General features: G+C 53.5%; 19 protein-coding genes and 1 riboswitch. Of the genes, 15 read left to right on the forward strand and 4 right to left on the reverse strand.

Annotation, left to right across the window (positions count from 1 at the left end; all coding sequences use genetic code 11):
• Positions 1–357 precede the first annotated feature (357 nt).
• On the forward strand, positions 358–1,782 hold the full coding sequence (gene pyk, locus MKY12_RS08410) for a pyruvate kinase (protein ID WP_036725599.1): 1,425 nt from the start codon (positions 358–360) through the stop codon (positions 1,780–1,782).
• 141 nt (positions 1,783–1,923) lie between these two features.
• On the opposite strand, the gene MKY12_RS08415 is transcribed toward pyk, so the two are convergent.
• Complete coding sequence (locus MKY12_RS08415) at positions 1,924–2,667, reverse strand: G1 family glutamic endopeptidase (protein ID WP_339255122.1); 744 nt, start codon at positions 2,665–2,667, stop codon at positions 1,924–1,926.
• A 102-nt stretch (positions 2,668–2,769) separates the two neighbouring features.
• Here MKY12_RS08415 and MKY12_RS08420 point away from each other — a divergent pair, with 102 nt between their 5' ends.
• From MKY12_RS08420 to MKY12_RS08430, 3 genes are read left to right on the forward strand one after another with little or no spacing between them, the layout of a single operon-like run.
• A complete protein-coding gene (locus MKY12_RS08420) occupies positions 2,770–3,951 on the forward strand; it encodes an MFS transporter (RefSeq protein WP_339255123.1) in 1,182 nt (393 codons plus the stop codon).
• Positions 3,952–4,000: 49 nt separating this feature from the next.
• The gene (locus MKY12_RS08425; protein WP_339255124.1) at positions 4,001–4,480 is read left to right on the forward strand and encodes a thioesterase family protein; all 480 of its coding nucleotides are present in this window, start codon (positions 4,001–4,003) and stop codon (positions 4,478–4,480) included.
• A 29-nt stretch (positions 4,481–4,509) separates the two neighbouring features.
• Complete coding sequence (locus MKY12_RS08430; RefSeq protein WP_036695825.1) at positions 4,510–4,908, forward strand: FxsA family protein; 399 nt, start codon at positions 4,510–4,512, stop codon at positions 4,906–4,908.
• A gap of 119 nt (positions 4,909–5,027) precedes the next feature.
• Here MKY12_RS08430 and ytvI read toward each other — a convergent pair whose 3' ends face one another.
• Positions 5,028–6,143, reverse strand: a complete 1,116-nt coding sequence (gene ytvI / locus MKY12_RS08435) for a sporulation integral membrane protein YtvI (protein WP_339257401.1) — start codon at positions 6,141–6,143, stop codon at positions 5,028–5,030.
• A 391-nt stretch (positions 6,144–6,534) separates the two neighbouring features.
• On the opposite strand from ytvI, the gene citZ reads away from it, so the two are divergent.
• The 5 genes from citZ to MKY12_RS08460 all read left to right on the forward strand — a co-directional run bounded on the left by citZ (position 6,535) and on the right by MKY12_RS08460 (position 11,994).
• Positions 6,535–7,647: a citrate synthase gene (gene citZ / locus MKY12_RS08440; protein WP_036725592.1), complete on the forward strand. Its 1,113-nt coding sequence runs from the start codon at positions 6,535–6,537 to the stop codon at positions 7,645–7,647.
• A gap of 102 nt (positions 7,648–7,749) precedes the next feature.
• Positions 7,750–9,045 (forward strand): NADP-dependent isocitrate dehydrogenase, encoded by a 1,296-nt coding sequence (icd, locus tag MKY12_RS08445; protein WP_036725590.1) that lies wholly within the window; start codon positions 7,750–7,752, stop codon positions 9,043–9,045.
• Positions 9,046–9,145: 100 nt separating this feature from the next.
• Positions 9,146–10,087 (forward strand): malate dehydrogenase, encoded by a 942-nt coding sequence (gene mdh, locus MKY12_RS08450; RefSeq protein ID WP_036725589.1) that lies wholly within the window; start codon positions 9,146–9,148, stop codon positions 10,085–10,087.
• Between the two features lie 49 nt (positions 10,088–10,136).
• Positions 10,137–10,562 carry a hypothetical protein gene (locus tag MKY12_RS08455; RefSeq protein ID WP_076082918.1) on the forward strand — a complete coding sequence of 142 codons (426 nt, stop codon included), beginning with the start codon at positions 10,137–10,139 and terminating at the stop codon, positions 10,560–10,562.
• Between the two features lie 181 nt (positions 10,563–10,743).
• Complete coding sequence (locus MKY12_RS08460) at positions 10,744–11,994, forward strand: S-layer homology domain-containing protein (protein WP_036725586.1); 1,251 nt, start codon at positions 10,744–10,746, stop codon at positions 11,992–11,994.
• A gap of 172 nt (positions 11,995–12,166) precedes the next feature.
• Here the strand turns inward: MKY12_RS08460 and MKY12_RS08465 are convergent, their stop codons facing one another.
• Positions 12,167–12,694 carry a GNAT family protein gene (locus MKY12_RS08465; protein ID WP_339313430.1) on the reverse strand — a complete coding sequence of 176 codons (528 nt, stop codon included), beginning with the start codon at positions 12,692–12,694 and terminating at the stop codon, positions 12,167–12,169.
• A 304-nt stretch (positions 12,695–12,998) separates the two neighbouring features.
• On the opposite strand from MKY12_RS08465, the gene MKY12_RS08470 reads away from it, so the two are divergent.
• The 6 genes from MKY12_RS08470 (at position 12,999) to thiH (ending at position 17,742) form a co-directional block, all read left to right on the forward strand.
• On the forward strand, positions 12,999–13,871 hold the full coding sequence (locus tag MKY12_RS08470; protein WP_209872520.1) for an SDR family oxidoreductase: 873 nt from the start codon (positions 12,999–13,001) through the stop codon (positions 13,869–13,871).
• A 181-nt stretch (positions 13,872–14,052) separates the two neighbouring features.
• Complete coding sequence (locus tag MKY12_RS08475; protein WP_339313432.1) at positions 14,053–14,589, forward strand: hypothetical protein; 537 nt, start codon at positions 14,053–14,055, stop codon at positions 14,587–14,589.
• A 55-nt stretch (positions 14,590–14,644) separates the two neighbouring features.
• A riboswitch (TPP riboswitch) is annotated at positions 14,645–14,747 on the forward strand.
• Positions 14,748–14,865: 118 nt separating this feature from the next.
• On the forward strand, positions 14,866–15,546 hold the full coding sequence (locus MKY12_RS08480) for a thiamine phosphate synthase (protein WP_339255129.1): 681 nt from the start codon (positions 14,866–14,868) through the stop codon (positions 15,544–15,546).
• Positions 15,543–15,746, forward strand: a complete 204-nt coding sequence (gene thiS / locus MKY12_RS08485) for a sulfur carrier protein ThiS (protein WP_036725578.1) — start codon at positions 15,543–15,545, stop codon at positions 15,744–15,746. The genes MKY12_RS08480 and thiS overlap by 4 nt, the downstream gene beginning before the upstream one ends.
• Positions 15,747–15,776: 30 nt before the next feature.
• The gene (locus MKY12_RS08490; RefSeq protein ID WP_209872516.1) at positions 15,777–16,541 is read left to right on the forward strand and encodes a thiazole synthase; all 765 of its coding nucleotides are present in this window, start codon (positions 15,777–15,779) and stop codon (positions 16,539–16,541) included.
• Positions 16,542–16,569: 28 nt separating this feature from the next.
• Positions 16,570–17,742 carry a 2-iminoacetate synthase ThiH gene (gene thiH, locus MKY12_RS08495; protein ID WP_339255130.1) on the forward strand — a complete coding sequence of 391 codons (1,173 nt, stop codon included), beginning with the start codon at positions 16,570–16,572 and terminating at the stop codon, positions 17,740–17,742.
• A gap of 363 nt (positions 17,743–18,105) precedes the next feature.
• Here thiH and yfbR read toward each other — a convergent pair whose 3' ends face one another.
• On the reverse strand, positions 18,106–18,750 hold the full coding sequence (gene yfbR, locus MKY12_RS08500; RefSeq protein WP_155991445.1) for a 5'-deoxynucleotidase: 645 nt from the start codon (positions 18,748–18,750) through the stop codon (positions 18,106–18,108).
• Positions 18,751–18,811: the final 61 nt, after the last annotated feature.

Genomic DNA, 18,811 nt, shown 5'->3' on the forward strand with positions numbered 1-18,811 from the left:
GGGAATTAGCGGCAATGCCGGTACCGCCGGTTTGCACTTTTTAACACATTCCAGCTTATTCCAGTCCGCGGACGGGACAAGACTGGTTATACAATTATTCCCATTATAATCATCCTGTGCTTGCTGCGGGATGATTTTTCTTTTATCGGCCATCCTATATTATTCGACTTTAATTTACAGCAAAAACAGGCACTAACATTGATTTTGTGTTCAACATGCAGTAATATTCATAAGGGCGCAATAAAACGTGCATGTCTTTACATGTGATAAAGTTCCTATACAAAGAGCAAGCCTTATAGTAGATTTTGTAGTTGGAAAAGATGAGACAGAGAGAACGAAAAAACGGAGGAAAACCTAATGCGGAAAAGTAAAATTGTATGTACGATCGGACCTGCAAGTGAATCGTTGGAGAATATCAAAAAATTGATTTTGGCTGGTATGAATGTGGCCCGTCTGAACTTCTCCCACGGCGATTTTGATGAGCATGGAGCCCGGATCAACACGATCCGTCAAGCATCCAAGGAACTTGGCAAGACTGTTGCCATCCTGCTCGACACCAAAGGACCGGAGATTCGTACAGGCAAGCTGGAAGTAGAACCGATTGAACTGGTTCAGGATGAGTATCTGACATTGACTACGGAAGAGATCCTTGGCGACCACAACCGTATCTCCATCACTTACAACAACCTGCCTAACGATGTTCAAGTAGGATCGACGATCCTGATCGACGACGGCCTGATCGGCCTTACAGTTGTCGACATTCAAGGCACCGAAATCAAGACCCGTATTGTTAACGGCGGTACGATCAAGAGCAAGAAGGGTGTTAACGTACCAGGAGTATCCATCTCCCTGCCGGGTATTACGGAAAAAGATACCAATGATATCATTTTTGGGATCGGACAGGACATTGATTTTATTGCCGCTTCTTTCGTACGCAAAGCCAGCGACGTTCTGGAAATCCGTGAACTGCTTGCGAAGCATGATGCTTCCCACATCCAGATCATCTCCAAGATCGAGAACCAGGAAGGTGTCGATAACCTGGATGAAATCCTGGCAGTATCCGACGGCCTGATGGTTGCCCGTGGCGACCTTGGTGTAGAAATCCCTGCTGAAGATGTACCTTTGGCACAGAAGCTGATGATTCAAAAATGTAATATCGCCGGCAAACCGGTAATCACAGCTACCCAAATGCTGGATTCCATGCAGCGCAACCCGCGCCCAACCCGCGCTGAAGCAAGTGACGTAGCGAACGCGATTTTCGACGGAACTGATGCAATCATGCTGTCCGGTGAGACTGCTGCCGGGAAATATCCGGTTGAATCCGTACTGACTATGTCCCGTATTGCTGAGAAAGCAGAATCTGCTCTGAACCACCGTGAGATCTTCATGAAGCAGCAGATTGCTCAAGAAACTACTGTAACTGAAGCGATCAGCCAATCCGTAGCGATCTCCGCTCTGGATCTGAATGCTAAAGCGATCATTTCTTCAACGGTAACTGGCCACACTGCACGCGTGGTTTCCAAATATCGTCCTAAATCACAGATCATTGCTGTTACCACCCAGGAAAGAACCATGCGTCAGCTGGCGCTGGTATGGGGCGTAACTCCTGTATTCGGTCCTGAAGCTCATTCTACTGACGAATTGCTGGAAACAGCTCTTAACGGCGGTAAAGCTTCCGGTCTGGTTAAAGCTGGCGATCTTGTAGTCATCACTGCAGGTATCCCGCTTGGACGTTCCGGTTCCACTAACCTGGTGAAGGTAGATACGATTCCAGCCGACTAGGATTTGGAAGAGCTTCTGCAGCACGAATAAGATATAATGATAAGAGCAGTGGCGCTTGATTGCCGCTGCTCTTTTTTGATATCGATCATGCAAATGGATATATTGGACCTGAGTGTCTGGAGCAGACGGCATGTCAGCCTGTTAGGGAGTCGTATAAATAGGGTTCCTGGAATACACGGCAGAGGGACTTTTATGATAGATTCGTCTGACTGAAAAGGCGCTTCCGCAGGAACGTGGGGGAGAAGGCACAGCCAGCAGCTTCTTATTCTGGAGCATAATGCCGCCATCTGAGACCTTTAGTCTGGGGCTGCGTCCATTGACCTGGCAACAGGTAAAGCAGACTGTGGATAACTTGGACAGCGGAGCGATATCGAACCCCACCTGCGGCGCTTCGACAATCCATTCGGCAGAGCTTTGCGGTCCGTTATAGCGCTGTACGGTACGGAAGACCCAGCATTTGCTGAGATTGCGCAGGGTGATGCACCATTTGCCGGAACTCAGCTTGACGATGGAAGCACGCATATGGTTGCCGGGAGAGACGGGAAGAGGAATGACGGTTTCGGAGGCGGGGAGAATCTCCCACCAGGCATAATACCGGACTTTTCCGTTCACCGACTCATGGCCGGTGCCCGTTTGAATCAGGCTGCTGTTCTTGAAGCCGTCGATGCCGATCCAGGCCGAGGAGAACGTAGCTTTTACCGTAGGCTTTACATAAGGGACGATCCAGTCGGCGGATATCTGCCGGTAGCTGCCTTTTTTGCCGGAAATGGCATAACCGCTCCAGTTGCTTGATGTCCAGCCTAAGCCTGAACTGGCGGCTCTGCCCGTATTAAGTTTATCCTTCAGACAGGGTTTGCTTCGTGTTAATCTATTGACTTGGCCCACTTGTCCACCGCCTCATAATAGGTTGTGCTCTATTTAATGCAGCAGGCGGCTATGAAGGTTGGGTATTCTGTTAAAAAGAATGAGAGAGGACTTGTAATCCCCATGGAAAAAATAACAAAGCTGCGCGGGTTCTATCTATTTTTGGGACTGGCCGGAGGCTCTTTCGGCTCCTACCTCTCGCTGCTGCTGAAATCGAACGGACTTGAAGTCAGCCAGATCGGCGTGCTGATGGCTATAGGTACGCTGATCGCCATCTGTGTCCAGCCCTTATGGGGAATGGTCTCCGACCGGTATAACCAGGCGCGGCTGGTGCTGATTCTGAGCGTGGCGGTTCCGGCGGTGCTTGCGGTCCTGTACCGTTCGGAATATTTTATCGTGCTGATGCTGGTATATACCGTGTCCACGATCTTCTCCTCTACACAGGCGCCTATAGCCGACTCATACGCCATAGCGGCAGCGAACAGGGCCGGAGCCACTTACGGCAGCATTCGCATGATGATGAGCATAGGCGCCGCCGTAGGGGCCATTGCGGGGGGACAGTATGTATCCAAGTTCTCTGTATCGACCATCTGGCTGCCGTTTCTGCTGCTGAATAGCGTCGCTGTAGTGATTGCCTTCACTCTTCCCAAGCAGGCGGAGGAGAATCATATGATGAGCCAGTCCTTCTCCCAGGGGATCAAAAAGCTGCTCGGCAACCGCATATTCCTGGCCTTCCTGGGCGGGAGCTTTCTGGTCAATCAGACCATGACGGCCTTCGGGACCTATTTCGTGATTGCCTTCCAGTCGGTCGGCGGTTCGACCGGCACTGCCGGAATCGCCCTGTTCCTGGCATCGATTACCAATGTGCCTTCAATGTTCTTCGCCTCCAAAGTGATCCGCAGACTGGGGATGGAGCGGACGCTGCTGCTCGGCGCAATGATCTATGTACTGCGCTGGGGCATCCAGGTGGCCTTCCCGTACCCTTCCGTCATGATCGGCGTACAGGTGCTTCACGGCCTCTCGTTCGGGTTCTTTTATATTGCGGCGGTTGAATATGTATCGAAGATTACCTCACCTGAGATGCAGGCGACCGGGCAAAGTGTATTTAACATCGTATTCTCCGGGTTAGCCGGCATTCTGGGCAATCTGCTGAACGGGATGCTGCTAAATCAGGGCGGGGTCGGGCTGATGAACCTCTCCTGCATGCTTAGTGCGGCTGCGGGCGCAGCACTTCTGTTCTATGTCGCCCGAAGCTCTCGCCGCAAGCTGCCGCTGAAGTCTGCATCCGGCGGTGTCGGCGCTTAAGCGTTCTGCTGGCTGCCGGGTAGACTGTATTTTAGAAAGGAGCATGAATATGAATCCGCATCAACCGGGATGGGCCAGCCGCTGGCACAGTACCTCCATCCGTGTACGTTATCAGGAGACCGACCAGATGGGCGTCGTCTATCATGCCAACTATTTGATCTGGTTTGAGTGCGGCCGGACGGAGATGTTCCGTGAGCTGGGCTTCGACTACAAGAGGCTGGAGGGACTCGGTCTGCTGCTGCCGGTAACCTCTGCAGATTTGCAATTTAAAAGCCCCGCGCGATATGATGATCTTATTACCGTGTATGCGCGGTTAACCACCTTCTCGGCTCTTAGGGTTGTGTATGAATATGAAATCCGCCGGATGGCGGCGGGTCAGGAAGGGCAGGAGCGGACCGCAGGCGAGCTTCTGGTCAGCGGCTCGACGAGCCATGTCTGGCTGAACGGGGAATGGAGGCCGGTGCGGATCGACAGGGCACAGCCTGAGCTGTTCCATGCCATCCTGGCTGCGCTGAAGGAAGAAGAATAGCGTTAACGTAAAGAAGAAGGAGGAGCAGTATGATCAGGAACAAATGGCTGTGGGCCGCCCTATTTGCAGTCCCGGCCGTGGAATTATTCGGTTTCATCTATGTCTCAAGCTTTCTTGGAGCGCCCAAGACGCTGCTGATCATGCTGGCTACTTCAGTCATCGGATTGCTAATGATGCGGTTCGAGGGCAAGAAAGTGCTGCAGGACAGCAGAACACATATGCAGGAGGGCCGGGTGCCCGGACGGACCATGCTGGACGGCTTATGTATTTTCTTCGGCGGTCTGCTGCTGATTCTGCCGGGGTTTGTCACGGATCTGATCGGCTTTACTCTGGTATTTCCGCTGACCCGGCCGCTTTACCGGGTTTTTCTGCTGAAATGGATCGAGAAGAAGATGAAGAACGGCACGTTCACCTTCTACCGCAGGTAAGCGGGTAATAAGGAAGTAATCAGGCTTGCCAAAAGGTGTTCAGTTGCAGGATACTGCGGCTGGATGCCTTTTTGGCGTTAGGGAGTGGTGCGGAGCAAAGTTAGTTTCGAACGCGGCCACTAATGCAGCCTGCCGCTGAGGATATAAGTGCGCAGGGCGCGGAATACGCCGGCGCGGGCGAATGCGTCGAGAATAACGAGCAGCACCGGGCCGAGAATCAGGCCGAGCATGCCCATCAGCTGAAGGCCGGCGAACATGCCGATCAGCATGGCGAGCGGATCGACGCCGATGCTGCTGGCGAGTACCTTGGGCTCCAGTACCTGGCGGGTGATCAGGATGATGCCGTAGAGCACCAGCAGCCCGATGGCTAGCGCCATGTTCCCGGTCATGTATGAATACAAGGCCCAGGGCAGAATGACGATACCAACACCCAGATAAGGAACCAGATCGACGATACCGATGGTCAGGCCGATGGCGAAGGCTGATTTGACCCCCAGCAGCAGCAGGCCAATGATCACAATTACCGCCGTTACGGAGATCAGCACCAGCTGGGCGCGGATGTAGCCGAACAGCGCTTTGCGCAGATCCTTCCAGATCTCCGACACCGGTCTTAGTAGCGGGGCTGGGAGCCACGCAGTCAGCTTGGCATTATGCCGTTCCCAGCCGGTGCTGAGGAAGAAGGCGGCCAATACGATGACAATCAGAATGGTGCCAAGGCTCGGCAGCGAGGAGATCAGCTTCAGGATGATATTGAAGAATCCGGTGATCATCTGCGTCACGGCTTGGCCGACCGTTTCAGTGGTCCGGTTGATATTGCTGTCAATGGTGGCATGATAACCCGGGTTGTCGTGGTAAAACTGGTTGATTTGGTTAATAATATTCTGAATGCTGGCATTACGGCTCAGGGACAGCAGCAGTTCCCGCCACTGATCGGTATGAAGATCGAAGGTCTGGAGCAGCCCGATCAGCTCTTTGACCAGCCTTGTGATGAGTGCGGTCAGGACAAGAGCAATGCCTCCGATGTAGAACAGCAGCGAGAGGGATACGGCGAGCCAGCCGGGGAGCTTCATCCCCTTCAGGATCAGGACCAGCGGATGCATAAGATAAGCCAGCATCCAGGCGATCAGCAAGGGGTACAGGAGCGGCAGCAGTACATATACAGCCAGCAGAATCAGGGCGGCGGCAAGCACGACCCAGAGGCCGCGCAGCAATCTTTTAAGCACAAGTGTATCGATCTTAGGTCCCTCCTACTCTGGCGGATTCCAGAAACAACGGCTCGTCTTATATATATTCATAGGGGGTGTGAAAAGACTAGCAACGCTAGAAAAGGGCAGACGGCGGGCATATCCATAACCTGGGAGCGCGTTCATGAAACAGGTTTTGCGTTCGTTTTTTTCTATCCCTCCGATAAAATCATTTGATGTCCTGTAAAGCTTCCACGTTGTTCACATAACCGTCAAAATCCGGTATGATAATTAAAGGTTAAAGAGCAGAAATTTAGTTGCAATCTTCTGAGCCGGTCCTGAAGCTTTTTTTCTGAGAGAGTTGAAATACTTGGAAATGTAAATGTTTACATGAGATTTGAAGCGGCACTATACACTCTTGTTGGCAAAGGAGAGAGATACTATGACAGCTACTAAAGGACTTGAAGGCATTGTTGCAACGACCTCCTCAATCAGCTCTATCGTAGATGGAGTGCTCACTTACCGCGGCTATGATATTGACGATCTTGCGGACCATGCCACATTTGAGGAGACCGCTTATTTGCTGTGGTTCGGCAGTCTGCCGACAGTGCCGGAGCTTGAAGCTCTGCGGCGCGACCTCAGCGCTCACGCTCCGATCCCGGAGCAGGTGCTCACTCAAATGAAGCTGTATCCCAAGGAAGCCAACACCATGGCCGCTTTGCGCTCTGCCGTATCGAGTCTGGCGCTGTACGATGAAGCCGCCGATGATATGAGCAAGGAAGCGAACCAGACCAAGGCGCTGAAGCTGCAGGCGCAGATTCCGACCGTAGTTGCCGCATTGGCACGCATCCGCAAAGGCCTGGAGCCGGTAGCTCCCAAGGAAGGCTTGACCATCGCCGAGAACTTCCTCTACATGCTGTGGGGAAAAGAGCCGGATGCGGTATCCGTCAAGGCGCTGGATACGGCGCTTGTGCTGCATGCCGACCATGAGCTGAATGCTTCGACTTTTGCCGGACGGGTAACGGTAGCGACCTTGTCCGACATCTATTCCGGTGTGACCTCAGCAATCGGGGCGCTTAAGGGGCCGCTGCATGGCGGGGCGAATGAAGCTGTGATGAAGATGCTTGAGGAGATCGGCAGCCTGGATGCGGTAGAGCCGTATATCCAGGGCAAGCTGGAGCGCCGCGAGAAGATTATGGGCTTCGGACACCGTGTCTACAAGAACGGCGACCCGCGCGCCAAGCACCTGATGAAGATGTCCAGCGAGCTGGGCACGATGAAGAATGACACCAGTCTCTATGACATGTCGGTCAAGGTGGAAGAGCTGATTACCAGCCAAAAGGGGCTGAAACCAAACGTCGACTTCTATTCGGCATCGGTCTACACACAGCTGGGGATTGAACGGGAGCTGTTCACCCCTATCTTCGCGATCAGCCGTACTTCGGGCTGGACGGCGCACATTCTGGAGCAGTACGAAGACAACCGTATCATCCGTCCGCGTGCGGAATATACAGGCATGTCCGACATGAAGTACGTCCCTGTAGACGAGCGATAACAGGCCGTCAGGGAGGGCGGCCCTTGCGGGCTGCTCTACCCCTTTAGTACAATGAATGATATGAATGCTTATACATCATACTTTTAGGAGGAATATCTACCAATGTTGAAACTGGAACAATACGATCTGCCCACAGAAGGCGAACAAATTACAATCGAAGACGGCAAGCTGCTGGTTCCGGATCAGCCGATCATTCCATTCATCGAGGGTGACGGGACAGGCCGTGACATTTGGAAAGCCTCCAAGCGGGTGCTGGATGCAGCTGTAGAGAAAGCCTACGGCGGCAAGAAGAAAATTGCGTGGTACGAAGTGTTTGCCGGCGAGAAGGCCTTCAATACATATGGTGAATGGCTGCCGAACGACACGCTGGAAGCGATCCGTGAGTATATTGTGGCCATCAAGGGCCCGCTGACCACTCCGATTGGAGGAGGTATCCGCTCCCTGAACGTAGCGCTGCGCCAGGAGCTTGACCTGTACGTATGTCTGCGCCCGGTGCGCTACTTCGACGGCGTTCCTTCTCCGGTGAAGCATCCTGAGCTGGTGGATATGGTTATTTTCCGTGAGAATACAGAGGATATCTATGCTGGTATCGAATATCAGGAAGGCTCTGCCGAAGTGAAAAAGGTGATCGAATTCCTGCAGAAGGAAATGGGCGTGAACAAAATCCGCTTCCCGGAAACATCCGGTATCGGTATTAAGCCTGTATCCGAGGAAGGCTCGAAACGCCTTGTTCGTTCAGCAGTAGAGTATGCGATCAAGCACGGACGCAAGAGCGTAACCTTGGTACACAAAGGCAACATCATGAAGTTCACTGAAGGCGCCTTTAAGAACTGGGGCTATGAAGTGGCTGAACAAGAGTTCGGCGATAAGGTCTTCACCTGGAACCAGTACGATGTCATCAAGGAACGCGACGGTGAAGCGGCTGCGAATGCTGCCCAGAAGGAAGCCGAAGCAGCAGGCAAGATCATCGTGAAGGATGCCATTGCGGACATTGCGCTTCAGCAGGTATTGACACGCCCGACAGACTTCGATGTCATTGCAACGCTGAACCTGAACGGTGACTATCTCTCCGACGCACTGGCTGCCCAGATTGGCGGCATCGGTATCGCTCCGGGAGCGAATATTAACTATATTACGGGACATGCTATTTTCGAAGCTACACATGGTACGGCACCTAAGTATGCTGACAAGGATGTAGTGAATCCGGGCTCTGTTATTCTCTCCGGCGTTATGCTGCTTGAGCATCTGGGCTGGCAGGAAGCGGCTGACCTGATCTACCAGGGAATGAGTACGGCGATTAACAACAAGACGGTTACTTACGACTTTGCCCGCCAGATGGAAGGCGCGACTGAGCTGAAATGCTCTGCTTTTGCTGACGAGATCATCAACCATCTGTAAGAGGCCGGGCCGGTAAATACTACAGATATAAGCTGCACATCCGTGTAGCTTATATCTATGTTGGCCGCCTTCAGACTATCATCAGGTTAGGAGGGCTACCGTGGCGATCAAACGTTCAAAAATCACTGTCGTAGGTGCCGGATTCACCGGCGCGACCACGGCGCTTATGCTTGCCCAGAAGGAGCTTGGCAATGTAGTGCTGCTTGACATTCCTCAGCTTGAGAATCCTACCAAGGGCAAGGTGCTGGATATGCTCCAAGCGGGACCCGTGCAGAACTTCGATGCTCAAATTACCGGAACTTCGAGCTATGAGGACGCAGCGGATTCTGACATCGTTATTATTACCGCAGGGATTGCCCGGGGGCCCGGCATGAGCCGTGAGGATCTGGTCAATACCAATGCGAATATCGTCAGATCGGTCTGCGGGAATGTGAAGCGCGTGGCCCCAGAGTCCATTGTGATCATACTGACCAATCCGGTGGATGCGATGACATACGTGGCCTATCATGCGCTCGGCTTCCCCAAGAACCGTGTCATCGGGCAATCCGGGGTGCTGGATACGGCCCGCTACTGCACCTTCATCGCTCAGGAGCTTAATGTATCGGTAGAGGATGTACGCGGCTTCGTGCTGGGCGGCCATGGTGACGATATGGTGCCGTTAGTGCGTTATTCCAGCGTAGGCGGTATTCCAATCGAGACGCTTATCCCGGCAGATCGCATTGCAGAGATTGTGCAGCGTACCCGTGTGGGCGGCGGTGAAATTGTCAGCCTGCTTGGGAACGGCAGCGCGTACTATGCTCCGGCAGCATCCCTGGTTCAGATGGCGGAGGCTATTCTCAAGGACAAGAAACGGATCATACCGGTAATCGCTCTGCTTGAGGGTGAATACGGCTATGAGAACCTGTTCATGGGAGTTCCTGCGCTTCTGGGAGCAGAGGGCATTGAGCGGATTTTTGAACTGGAGCTTACGGCGGAGGAACAGGCGGCACTCGACCAGTCCGCTGATTCGGTCCGCGCGGTGACTTCCTCTGTAACCATGTAACCCCGGCAGTCTGCCGAAGGCCTCACATTCAAAATTGGAGGAGATTACAATGGGTCATATTTTCTTTTTTCTGCATATGATCGGGACACTGGCACTCGGTTTCTATCTGGTGCTGCCGTTTATCTTAAGCGGGACGGCTAAGCTGTCCTCCCCGGCGAAGGAAGGCACGCTCAGTGCAATCGGCGGATTCAACCGCTTTGCCCAATACGGGCTGGTGATTCAGCTGCTGACCGGCGGCTACATGATGACTAAGGGCGAGTATTCTGTACCTTGGATGATCATTGTTACGGTGCTTCTGCTGGCTATGTTCGCGTTCGGCGGGATTATGACCAAGCCTCTGCGCCTTGCTGCGGCTGGCATGAGAGAGAACCGCGATGTCTCTGCGGAGACTGCCAAGATCCGTACCATGAGTCTGCTGCTGATGGTCTCGCTGGTCGTCATGATCTTTTTCATGGTCTACAACACAATTATCTAAATAACCTGCTGCCGGATGGGCAGTGTGATAACAGCTCTGGAAGCCTCGGCCTCCAGGGCTGTTTCGCATGTCTGGATGCACATGGTTGGATATTGTTCCCAACGGCTATGTATTCCGGTACACTGTGATTAGGTGCTTGGTTCATTTGGCATCACATACATACTTAGGAGTGAGCGCAGTAATGATAGGAAGAAAATTAGTAACGGTCGGGCTGAGTCTGGGCTTGCTGCTGGGTTCAGCCGGGCATATGTCTGCGGCAGCCGATTATGAAGGACACTGGGCGCAGAAGCAGATGAGCCGCTGGCTGGAAAAGGGATGGCTGAAGGGATTCGCGGACGGGTCAGTCCGGCCGGATCAGGCGATCACTAGAGCGGAATTTATCGCGTTAATCAACCAGTTGGCCGGGCTGACGACTGAGAGCAAGGTGAAGGCTGATTTCAGCGATCTGCCTAAGACGAGCTGGGCATACGAAGAAATCTCGAAAGCGCTGGAAGTGGGCATCATCAAGGGTTACGGAGGCACGATTCGTCCGGGCGATCCCGTTATGCGCCAGGAGGCGGCGATTATGGTGAGCAGAATGATGTATTTTGAGACGGGAAGCACGGAGGTATTATCCATGTTCAGCGATAAGGATCAGATTGCAGGCTGGAGTGAAGCCGATGTCGCTGCACTGATCAATGACGGAGGAATGAAGGGGTACCCGGACGGGCGGTTTGCTCCAGAACAGGCGATGACCCGGGCCGAAGCAATTGCACTGCTGGATTATTACAATGTCACAAGCGGCGGCTTGCAGAGTGTAACTATCGGCCGTTCTGAGGGGCTCGGAAGCTTTAAACCAGGAGCTATCAAATACTATAATAATGTCACTGTATCCGGCTATGATGTGCTGCTGCAGAATCTGAAGATTTTTGGAGACCTGGTCCTGGAGGAAGGAATCGGCAACGGAGAGGTGAACTTGGACAGTGTTGAAGTACTAGGCAAGGTCATCATACAGGGAAGCGGAGATCCCTCAGTGCAGCTCAAGAACACAACCATGAACCAAGTGATTGTGCAGAAGAATAGTGGAACTGCCCGCCTGCTCACCGAAGGTACAACCTGGGTGAAGGCATTGTCGGTACAGTCCGGTGTAAATCTGGAAGAGGGGGAGGGTACCGGAGACGGGTTCACAGATATTGATCTGCCATCCGGCCTTGCAGCCGGGATCGTAGTGACGCTTAACGGCAATTTCGGAGATGTGAACATTGAAGCCAAAGGACCCTTCCTCCACCTGCAAAAAGGCTCCATACGCACGCTTAAGACCGCTGCCACTGCAACAGGGGTTAAGATAGAGCTGGATGAAGGGACAACGGTGACGCAGGCGATTCTAAATACTTCAACAAAGGTTAGGGGTGCGGGTAAGGTTCAGGATGCAATTGTGAAGGAAGATGAATAGAGTTCTGGAAATAAGGCCGTTATCCCAAGGAGTGAGGTCTTGTCATGAGGGGCGATGTACTGCTATGAAGAGATATCGACCCGATGTATGCGAAAACAAACATGTCTTTCAAGGCACAGCTCCAGCATGAAAATGAGCAACGTGCCTAAAAACAGAATACAGCATCCTTCCGCTATATCCCGGTAATCGCCCGGTACTCCCGGTCCAGTATCGCATAAAAGTATTGGTTCACCCACTGGTCATTCCAGTGTATTTCTTCCCGGAATACGCCTTCGCGGGTCAGGCCCAAGCGTTCCAGCACCTTGATGGATGCGGTATTGTATTCATTGCACATAGCCACGACTCTATGGGCCTTCCATTCTTCAAAAGCAAGCTTCAAGGCCAGCTGCGCCGCCTCGGTGCCGTAGCCTTGCCCCCGGTATTCAGGGAACAGGCTGTAGCCCAACTCCCAGCTCTCGCGCTCTTTTACATACCAATGTATACTCAGTTCCCCTACAGGGGTTGCTTCGGGAGTGGCTAGCCTGATCAGGAATTGTCTATGCCAGTCGCTCTGGATTCGTTCCGCCACAGTCTTCCGGACTGCCTCCTTGTCGGTTGGAATCATATCCTCGAAGGGCCAGAGTGAAGCGCTCATTTCCAGATCTGTGATGAAATCGATATCGTCCGGGGTGACCGGAGATAAGGTGATTCTTGCATTCATTGTGCGATACCCTCCTGCTAGTATGATTTCGATACGATCTTGCCGTGGTTCCTCACAAAGTATAGGACATTCCCCTTAGCGGATATAGATAATATTCTTTTTGGAAACGTTCGTTCCTTACCGTACTACCGTTCCGATATAGGCACCGTTGAATGAAGATTGGCTGTTTGGGCGGCTGCCAAGTGTGGTAAGTAACATAACGTACAGTCAAGCAGGCACACTGCCTGATGCATAAACACCAGACCTTAAGCCATGCTAACATGATTAATCAACAATACTGTGGACAGCGAAAGGAGAATGGATTATGCCAGACACTAACAAACAACCTGTCAAAACTCTGCCCCCGCAGGTACAGGATCAGCGCCCGGGAATTGAGAGTGAGATGAACCCGCTCCCGGAGTTTGAGACACCGGCGTACAAGGCAGCAGGCAAGCTGCTGGGCAAGGCTGCGCTCATTACCGGAGGCGACAGCGGGATCGGGCGTGCGGTTGCCGTTCATTTTGCCAAGGAGGGCGCGGATGTGGTGATCTCCTACTTGAACGAGCATGAGGATGCGGAAGAGACCAAGCGCCAGGTTGAGCAGGAGGGCAGAACGTGTATTCTGATCGCCGGAGATATCGGGGACGAATGCTTCTGTCAGAGCTTGATACGTCAAACCGTTGAAGGACTCGGCAAGCTTGACATCCTGATTAACAATGCGGCGGAGCAGCATCCGCAGGACCATATTGAGGACATTACAGCGGAGCAGCTGGAGCGTACGTTCCGGACGAATATTTTCTCCATGTTCTACCTGACGAAGGCAGCTATGCCTCATCTTAAAAAAGGCGCTACGATCATTAACACGACCTCCATCACGGCGTATCGCGGCAGCCCGCAGCTGCTGGACTATTCGTCCACCAAAGGAGCCATTCTCAGCTTCACTCGTTCGCTGTCAATGAATCTGGCCGATAAGGGCATCCGCGTGAACGCAGTAGCGCCCGGACCGATCTGGACCCCGCTGATTCCGTCAACCTTTGACGCGAAGAAGGTCAGTGAGTTCGGCGGCACCCAGCCGATGAAGCGCCCGGGGCAGCCTGAAGAGCTGGCACCGGCGTATGTATACCTGGCCTCGGACGATTCCTCCTATGTGAGCGGACAGGTGATGCATGTGAACGGCGGTGAGGTTGTCAACGGATAATGGGTGCAGAATAAGATCTGGATGCAGATTCTTTAATCGGCATCTTCAGAAATCGTGTGCAACATATAAATTCTATTTTTAAAAAGCCTAACCGCTTGCCGGTAGGCTTTTTTTCAGCGCTTGTAACTATTACAATATAATTCCGTCTATTTAGATAATTTGATATGAATAGGGGATTGGGATGCTTAGAAAAAAAGGATTCATTCTATCTGCAGCGGGGATTTTAGTTTTTCTGGTAGTGTTCATTTATTTGACTCCTTTTGCAGGAAGACTTGTGGCAAATACAAGATTGGAAGGAAATGCAAAAAGCATTGGGATTAGAATTACACAGGAATCGCCGCCGCTACCCCTTGTTACTTCCGGGAAAACCCAAATTCCGGTTACCCAAGGCAGCTATTGCTGGGGAAAATTAGGATGTGCGGATTATGCAGGAGGACAATCCATGGTACAGGGGGTTACTCCCACTGCTATAGCCCCTGAGGGGGGGATCAATGTTGCTTTTACTTATAAACCGGCACCCGGCGGGTTAACCGTTCAGCAATTTGTCGATGATAAAGAAGTGCAAATTCCATTGAAGAACGGCTCTTTTAATGCTCCAAAAGAACAAGGCGTTTATTACTACGGCATATCAGCATTCTGGACATCCGAGGATGGTAAATTTTCAGAAGGGAGTTCATCCGTGGCTTTTGTAATTGAAGTAAAATCTACGAAAGAATAGCTCTAACAGGAATTATATGCTAATATACAAAAAGCAAGGCCAAACAATAGCATAGAACGATCACTAGGGGAGCCGCAAGGCTGAGACGGGCGTATCTGCTCGGACCCTTTGAACCTGATCTGGGTTATACCAGCGTAGGGAAGTGGAGAACGAATATTGCAGCGGGGGTATACGGCTAATACCGGTATTCCTGTTTCTATTCCAGACTGCTTCCTTATGGGGGCGGTCTTTTTTGTGTTTGGAGGTAGGGATCAGCGTAGTGCTGAGGAGAGGAAGGTGGACGTGTTGCACGAAATTCATGTCATCTCAGACGGACGGCTCCACCCTGAGAAGCTTGCGGAGCTGGCTGCGGCGGTACATCCCATGGTGGATTATATCCATCTCCGGGAAAAAGCCATGTCCGCCCGCGAACTGCTGGCGGCGGCGCAGCAGATGCTTCAGGCCGGGGTTCCGCCTTCGAAGCTGGTCATAAATGACCGGATCGATGTTGCCTTGGCCGCTGGGGCAGGCGGTGTACAGTTGGCCTGGCATAGCCTTCCGCCAGCCGCAGCACGCGGGCTTGCACCGGGCCTGCGGATCGGCAGATCGGTACACTCGCAGGAAGAGGCTGCGGAGGCTGGAAGGCAAGGAGCAGACTTCTGCCTCTACGGGCATGTTTTCCCGACAGCTTGCAAGTCGGGGCAGCAGGCACGGGGACTTGCGCAACTGGCCGAGGCTGTCCGCTGGAGCCGCATCCCGCTGATTGCGCTTGGAGGGATTACCCCGGGTAATGCCGGAGCGGTGCTGGCCCAAGGGGCGGCTGGCATTGCTGTCATGTCGGGGATCTGCGGAGCCCCGGACCCGGTGGCAGCGGCCATGGCGTACAGGGAAGCGGTCCACAGGGACAGGGCAGCGGAGCTGGCTGAAGCGCTGGATATGGCTCAAACACAGGGCACAGCAGGAGGTGAACAGGCATGAATGTGACCGTTAACGGAAAGAGGCAAAGAATCGAAGAGAGCTGCCGGACACTGGAGGATCTGCTCTCCCGGCCCGAGTGGGCCGGTAAGCTGGTGATTGTCGAACTGAATGGTGAGCTTGCTGGCAGAGAGGTTTACGGAGAGACACTGCTCAGTGAGGGGGACCGGGTGGAGCTGGTTCATTTTGTAGGCGGAGGCTGAACACGAAGACTTATCCCAGGAGGCGTTAACATGCAAGATCCATTGATGATTGGCGGAGTGACTCTAACCAGCAGACTGTTCATTGGTACCGGAAAATACAGCCGCAACACCCTCATTCCCGAGGTGATTACGCGATCAGGCTCACAGGTCATTACCGTTGCTCTGCGCCGGGTGGACCCGGAGAGCAGTGACAATATTGTCAGCCATATTCCTTCCCATATGACCTTACTGCCTAATACCTCCGGTGCGCGCACCGCAGAGGAAGCAGTACGGATTGCCCGGCTGGCGAGATCGGCGGGGCTGGGGAACTGGGTGAAGATTGAGGTCATCAACGACCAGAAATATTTGCTGCCGGATAATACCGAGACCATCCGGGCGACCGAGATCCTTGCAGCAGAGGGCTTCGTGGTGCTTCCGTATATGAGTCCTGACCTGTCCGCCGCCCTGCGGTTGAAAGCAGCGGGGGCTGCGGCCGTGATGCCGCTGGGAGCGCCGATCGGGTCCAACCGCGGACTGCAGACCAAGGAACTGATCCGGATTCTGATCTCCGAGACGAATCTGCCGGTGATCGTGGATGCCGGAATCGGCAGACCGTCCGAGGCGGCTGAGGCGATGGAGATGGGGGCCGCAGCGGTGCTGCTTAATACAGCGATTGCCACCGCCTCGGATCCGCTGCTGATGGCAGAAGCCTTCCGTGACGCGGTAGCCGCAGGGCGCAAGGCTTATCTCGCCGGACTGGGGCCTGTGGAAGAGACGGCGGCAGCCTCTTCACCGTTGACCGGGTTCTTGGCCTGACAGATGGAATAGGAAGGAGAGAACGGTTATGAGCTTTTATGAGACGATGACCCGGCTGGAGCAGCTTCCTTACGGGACGCTATGGAGCCGGTATACGGCAGAGGATGTGAAGCGTGCGCTTCGTGCAGAGCGGGTGGATGAAGAGGGGCTGATGGCACTGTTGTCACCGGCAGCGGAGCCTTATCTGGAGGAGATGGCGCAGAAGGCGCACCGCTTAACGCGTACGCATTTCGGCCATGTGATGCAACTGTTTACACCGATGTACCTGGCTGATTATTGCGTGAATCACTGCACGTATTGCAGCTTCAGTTCTATTTATGATTTTCCGCGCAAAAAACTGACGCTGGAGCAGGTCGCCCGGGAAGCGGAGACCATCGCAGCCACAGGCCTGCGCCACATTCTGATTCTGACCGGAGAATCCCGCAGGGACAGTCCGGCCGGTTATGTGAGGGACTGCGTGAATGTGCTGCGCCGCTATTTTGCCTCCGTCAGCATTGAAGTGAATCCGCTCTCGACAGCAGAATATGCTGAGCTCAGAGAAGCTGGCGTGGACGGTCTGACGCTCTATCAGGAGGTCTACCATCAGGAAACTTATCGTGCGCTGCATGTAAAAGGACCCAAACGCGTCTACCGCAACCGTCTGGACGCTCCCGAACGGGGCTGTCAAGCCGGGTTCCGTTCGGTGAATATCGGAGCCCTGCTTGGCATGTACGAATGGCGCCAGGAGGCGCTGGCCACTGCGCTGCATGCGAGATATTTGCAGGACAAGTACCCGGAATGCGAAATCGGGCTGTCGACTCCCCGGTTCCGGCCTTACTTAGGCGAATTCAATCCCGCAAGCGATGTAACCGACCGTGCGCTGGTGCAGATTATTCTGGCCTACCGCCTATTTCTGCCGCGCTCCGGCATCTCGCTGTCTACACGCGAGCCTGCGGCCTTGCGCGATCATCTGGTCCAGCTCGGCATCACGAAGATGTCCGCAGGGGTATCCACCGAAGTGGGCGGACATTCCCTGGAAGGGGGAACGCCGCAGTTTGAAATCTCGGACAACCGCAGCGTGAACGAGATGGCCGAGATGCTGCGTTCGCAAGGACTCCAGCCGGTATTCAAGGACTGGGATATCCTGTCCGAGCCGCTTGGGTTTGAGATAGGCAGGCTGAATCTGGTTGAGCCTGATGTGACCAAACCGGATGTAATTTAAACTGATCAGGATAAACGAATGAACTTAACTTGACTAGACTAAGCGAATCAACTTAAACTGACCAGACTAACCGTGCCTAACTTAACTTGACCAGACTAATCGTGCCTAACTTAACTTAACTTGACTAGACTAACCGTGTCTAACTTAACTTGACCATATGCAAATAACCCGCTTCATGGCGGGTTATTTGCATTGTATAAGGGTTATAAGTTGCATGTGGGCCAAACGTGTGCGAAAAACCGAACACAATTGGTGCGGATGGAGAAAATGCGGGCCGTTTAAGAGCGGCATTCGCATAGCATTGTTAACACGTAAGTATATCAGCCAACGCTAGGAGCCAACACATGCGAATGTGTACTCTATCTACTCTATAGATTCAGGCTCTCCGGCAGACTGTCCCTGACTCGCACTGGAAGACAGCTCGTCCAGCGACATTTCGAAGCCCGGAGCCATGTGTTTAAGGAAATACTCCATCTCAGGCATCTCCAGCACATGCAGCTTCGCGGCAGTCTGCTCCCTGGCAGCGGCGAATTCGCGGTTGCCTGCGGCGACCTCCCAGACGCATTTCAGGTAAGCGTCCAGCACATCCGCTGCCTTGACGTAGCGGAGCAGTCCGGCATCCTCGGAGCCGGGAGGGCTGGTGTGCGGCTGCAGGAGCGGCGCATAGACTGCGCTCAGCTCCGGCGGGATCATGGCCGCCAGCCGGTCGGCGGCCACCTGCTCCATCTCGCGGAAGCTGGACAGCAGACGCGAGTTGTCATGCTTCACCGGCGTAGCGATGTCGCCGGTGAAGACCTCGGTGGCGTCGTGGAACAGCGCCATCGTGGATGCGCGGTCGGCGTTCAGCGAGCGGCCGAAATGGGCATTGCCGATGGTGCACAGCATGTGCGCCAGCAGGGCGACCTGGAATGAATGCTGCGCCACGTTCTCCGGGGCGGTGCTGCGCATGAGGCTCCAGCGCTGGATATATTGCAGCCGGTAGAGATAGGCGGAGAAATGGTAGTTCAATTTTGAAGTAACCCCTTTCATGAGCAGCTTAATGTGCTATTATAGTAACTAATTGTACCAG

Source organism: Paenibacillus sp. FSL M7-0896, from assembly GCF_037975415.1.
Lineage (GTDB): Bacteria > Bacillota > Bacilli > Paenibacillales > Paenibacillaceae > Paenibacillus_AQ > Paenibacillus_AQ silagei.